This is a genomic window from Cellulomonas algicola (assembly GCF_003851725.1).
Classification (GTDB): Bacteria; Actinomycetota; Actinomycetes; order Actinomycetales; family Cellulomonadaceae; genus Cellulomonas; species Cellulomonas algicola.
Map to the genome: position 1 here is coordinate 1 of NZ_BHYL01000334.1, position 3,721 is coordinate 3,721.

Sequence of the window (3,721 nt, forward strand, 5' to 3'; positions counted from 1 at the left end):
GCCCGAGCGCGCCCCCGCGGCCACCGTGCCGATCCGCTCGGCCGCGACCGGCCCGCGCACCGCGCGCAGCGCCGCGTACCCGGAGAACGTCGGCAGGACGCCCGCGACGACCTGCGCGAGCAGCGGCTCGTGCAGCAGCACGGTGACCTCGGCGCCGGGGACGACGCGCCGGACGGCGGCGACGTGCTCGCCCGCACCGAGCGCGAGCGACTCGGCCAGCTCGCGCACCGCGCCCGCGTCGGACAGCACGCGGTCCCCGCGCGCGAGGTACAGGCTCGCGGCGAGCGTCAGCGGGCCGGCCACGGGCACGACGAGCGGCCCGGTGTACCCGTGCGCCGCGACCGCGAGGGCGTCGAGGTCCTCCCGCACGAACGCCCGCGCGCGGGCGAGATCGCCGCCGGGACGGTCGGCGAGCTTCCACCCGTGCGGCCCGAGCTCGGTGGGCAGCTCCTCGAGCACCGCGGCGGCGTGACCGGCGCGGTCGCCCCACGGCCCGCGCGCGGGCAGGAGCACCGTGAACGGCAGGCCCTGCAGCTCCGACGGGGTGTCGACGAGGTCGCCGACGACCGACGACTGCGCCTCGAGCGCGTCCGTGCCCGGCCATGGTCCCGTGCCGCTGACCCCGGGACGGCCGCTCACCGGTGCACGCCCGCGGCGGCCGTGCCGAGCGATGCGTCCGGGGCCGTCGCCGCGACGCGCGACGACGCCGCCGTCTCGGCCTCCGGCACCGGTGCGGACGACGAGGCCACGACGCCTCCCGGCGCCGACCCGGGGCGCCGCGTCTCCGTGACGGTCGCCTGCCCCAGCACGCGCGTGCCGTCGTACACGACGAGCGACTGCCCCGGCGCCACGCCGCGCAACCCCGCGCTCGCGTCGACGTCGACGCGCACCGTCCCCTCCGGCGTCGCGGTCGCGACCGCAGGCACCGGCGCGCCGTGCGCGCGCACCTGGACCTCGCACGCGAACGGCGCAGGCCCAAGCACGTCGAACCACACCGCGCGGTCGGCCTCCACCGTCCCCACGGCGAGCTCCTCGACCGACCCGACGACGACCCGGTTACGCACGGGCTCGACCGACAGGACGTACCGCGGCCTCCCGTCGGGAGCGGGCCGCCCGAGCGCGAGCCCCTTGCGCTGCCCGACGGTGTACGCGTACGCGCCGTCGTGCCGCCCGACGACCTCCCCGGACGTGTCGACGATCTCGCCCTCGCGCGACCCGAGCCGGTCGCGCAGGAAGCCCTGGGTGTCGCCGTCGGCGACGAAGCAGATGTCGTACGAGTCGGGCTTGGCCGACACCGACAGGCCGCGTGCGGCGGCCTCGGCGCGGGTCTCGTCCTTCGACGCGACGTCGCCGAGCGGGAACAGCGACCGCGCGAGCCGCTCGGGGCCCATCACGGCGAGCACGTACGACTGGTCCTTCGCGGCGTCCCGCGCGCGGTGCAGCTCGCGCGTGCCGTCGTCGCCGACCTCGACGCGCGCGTAGTGGCCGGTGCACACGGCGTCGAACCCGAGCGCGACGGCCTTGTCGAGCAGCGCGGCGAACTTGATGTGCTCGTTGCAGCGCACGCAGGGGTTGGGCGTGCGACCTGCCTCGTACTCGCTGAGGAAGTCGGCGACCACGGTGTCCTCGAACCGCTCGGACAGGTCCCACACGTAGTACGGGATGCCGAGGACGTCCGCGGCCCGGCGCGCGTCGCCCGCGTCCTCGATCGAGCAGCAGCCGCGCGACCCGGTGCGGAACTGGTCGCGCGTGCGGGACAGCGCCATGTGCACGCCGACGACGTCGTGCCCGGCGTCGACCGCGCGCGCGGCCGCGACCGCCGAGTCGACGCCGCCGGAGAGGGCGGCCAGGACGCGCATCAGGCCATCACCGCCGGCGTGCTCCCGCGACCGGCGAGCCCGGCGGCCCGCGCGCGCTCGACGACCGCCGGCAGGGCCGCGTGCAGCGCCGCGACGTCCGCCTCGGTCGACGTGTGCCCGAGCGTGAACCGCAGCGCGCCGCGCGCGTCGTCCTCGTCGACCCCCATCGCGAGCAGCACGTGGCTCGGTCGCGGCACACCCGCCTGGCACGCCGACCCCGTCGACGCCTCGACGCCCGCGGAGTCGAGCAGGTACAGCAGCGAGTCGCCCTCGCAGCCGGGGAACGTGAAGTGCGCGTTGGCGGGCAGCCGCCGGTCGGTGTCGGCGGGACCGCGCAGCACGGCGTCCGGGACCGCGGCCCGGACGCCCGCGACGAGCCGGTCGCGCAGCGCACCGACCCGCGCCGCGTACACGGGCCGCTCGCGCACGGCCTCGTCGAGCGCGGCCGCGAACGACGCGATGAGCGGCGCCGCGAGCGTGCCCGACCGGACCCCGCGCTCCTGCCCGCCGCCGTGCAGCACGGGCGTGAGGTCGAGCCCGCGCCGCGCGAGCAGCGCTCCGACCCCGCCGGGCCCGCCGATCTTGTGCCCGGACACGGTCATGGCGTCCAGCCCGGACGCCGCGAAGTCCACCGGCACCTGCCCCACGGCCTGCACCGCGTCCGCGTGCACCGGGACCCCGTGCCGCCGCGCGAGCGCGACGACCTCGTCGAGCGGCTGCAGCGCACCGACCTCGTTGTTCGCCCACATCACCGACAGCAGCGCCGCCTGCGCACCGTTCTGCTCGAGCTCGTCGCGCAGCGCCGCGACGTCCACCACGCCGTCGGCGTCGACGGGCAGCAGCACCAGCTCCGCGCCCGCGTGCTCCGCCATCCAGAACGCCGGGTCGAGGACCGCGTGGTGCTCGACCGCCGACACGAGGATGCGCCGCCGCGACGGGTCCTGCGTGCGGCGCGCCCAGAACAGCCCCTTGACCGCGAGGTTGTCGGCCTCGGTCCCGCCCGACGTCCACACGACCTCGCTCGGCCGCGCACCGAGCGCCGCCGCGGCCGTCTCGCGCGCTTCCTCGACGACGCGTCGCGCCGCCCGGCCCGAGCCGTGCAGCGACGACGGGTTGCCCGGGTGCGCCAGGTGCTCGGTGAGCACGCGCGCCGCCCCCGGGAGCATGGGCGTGGTCGCCGCATGGTCGAGGTACGCAGTCATCCGCACCAGTCTACGAACGTGCGCGCGGGACTCCGGACGGCGGCCGCGCGTGCGCCCACCCGGCCGCAGCGTGGTCTCACCCTCGAAAGACGTCGACGCGGCCTGGCAGGATGTGCGCCGTGAGTGCCGACGAGGTCATCGCCCTGCCGCCCGCGTTCAGCGGCCAGCGGCTGGACTGGCGTGACCTGCCCCGGCACGTCCGCGAGCGCATCAGCACGCTCGCCGGGTCGCAGGTGACCGCCGAGATCAGCGCGACCAGCGGGTTCAGCCCCGGTTTCGCCGCGGTCCTCGAGTTCGCCGACGGCCGGGGCGTGTTCGTGAAGGCCGTGTCCGGCGAGCAGAACCCCGTCTCCCCGCACCTCGCACGCGCCGAGACCCGCGTCGCCGCCGCCCTTCCCCCGCAGGTGCCCGCGCCGCGCATGCTGTGGTCCGACGACGACGGCGACTGGGTGATCCTCGGCTTCGAGGTCGTGCACGGCCGCTCCCCCGAGCTGCCGTGGCGTCCCACCGACCTGGCCGCCGTCGCCGACGCCGTGGGAGCGCTTGCGGACGTCGAGCCGCTCCCCGGTCACGGTCTGCCGCGCATCGACGACGTGCTCGCCGAGGACTTCACCGGCTGGCGCCGCCTCGTCGACCTCGACGAGGCCACCCGCGAGGGCG

General features: G+C 77.0%; 4 protein-coding genes. 1 reads left to right on the forward strand and 3 read right to left on the reverse strand.

Going from position 1 to position 3,721, the window contains the following annotated elements; genetic code table 11:
* The 3 genes from CTKZ_RS18195 to CTKZ_RS18205 all read right to left on the reverse strand — a co-directional run.
* Positions 1 to 639, reverse strand: a 639-nt coding sequence (locus CTKZ_RS18195) for a uroporphyrinogen decarboxylase/cobalamine-independent methonine synthase family protein (RefSeq protein ID WP_503825975.1), incomplete at its 3' end; no start/stop codon positions are given.
* Positions 636 to 1,859: a tRNA 2-thiouridine(34) synthase MnmA gene (gene mnmA, locus CTKZ_RS18200; protein ID WP_124344253.1), complete on the reverse strand. Its 1,224-nt coding sequence runs from the start codon at positions 1,857 to 1,859 to the stop codon at positions 636 to 638. The genes mnmA and CTKZ_RS18195, both read right to left, overlap by 4 nt.
* On the reverse strand, positions 1,859 to 3,061 hold the full coding sequence (locus CTKZ_RS18205; RefSeq protein ID WP_124344254.1) for a cysteine desulfurase family protein: 1,203 nt from the start codon (positions 3,059 to 3,061) through the stop codon (positions 1,859 to 1,861). The genes mnmA and CTKZ_RS18205 overlap by 1 nt, the downstream gene beginning before the upstream one ends.
* A 119-nt stretch (positions 3,062 to 3,180) precedes the next feature.
* Here CTKZ_RS18205 and CTKZ_RS18210 point away from each other — a divergent pair.
* Positions 3,181 to 3,721: phosphotransferase family protein (locus CTKZ_RS18210; RefSeq protein WP_503825976.1), on the forward strand; the 541-nt coding region annotated here is incomplete at its 3' end.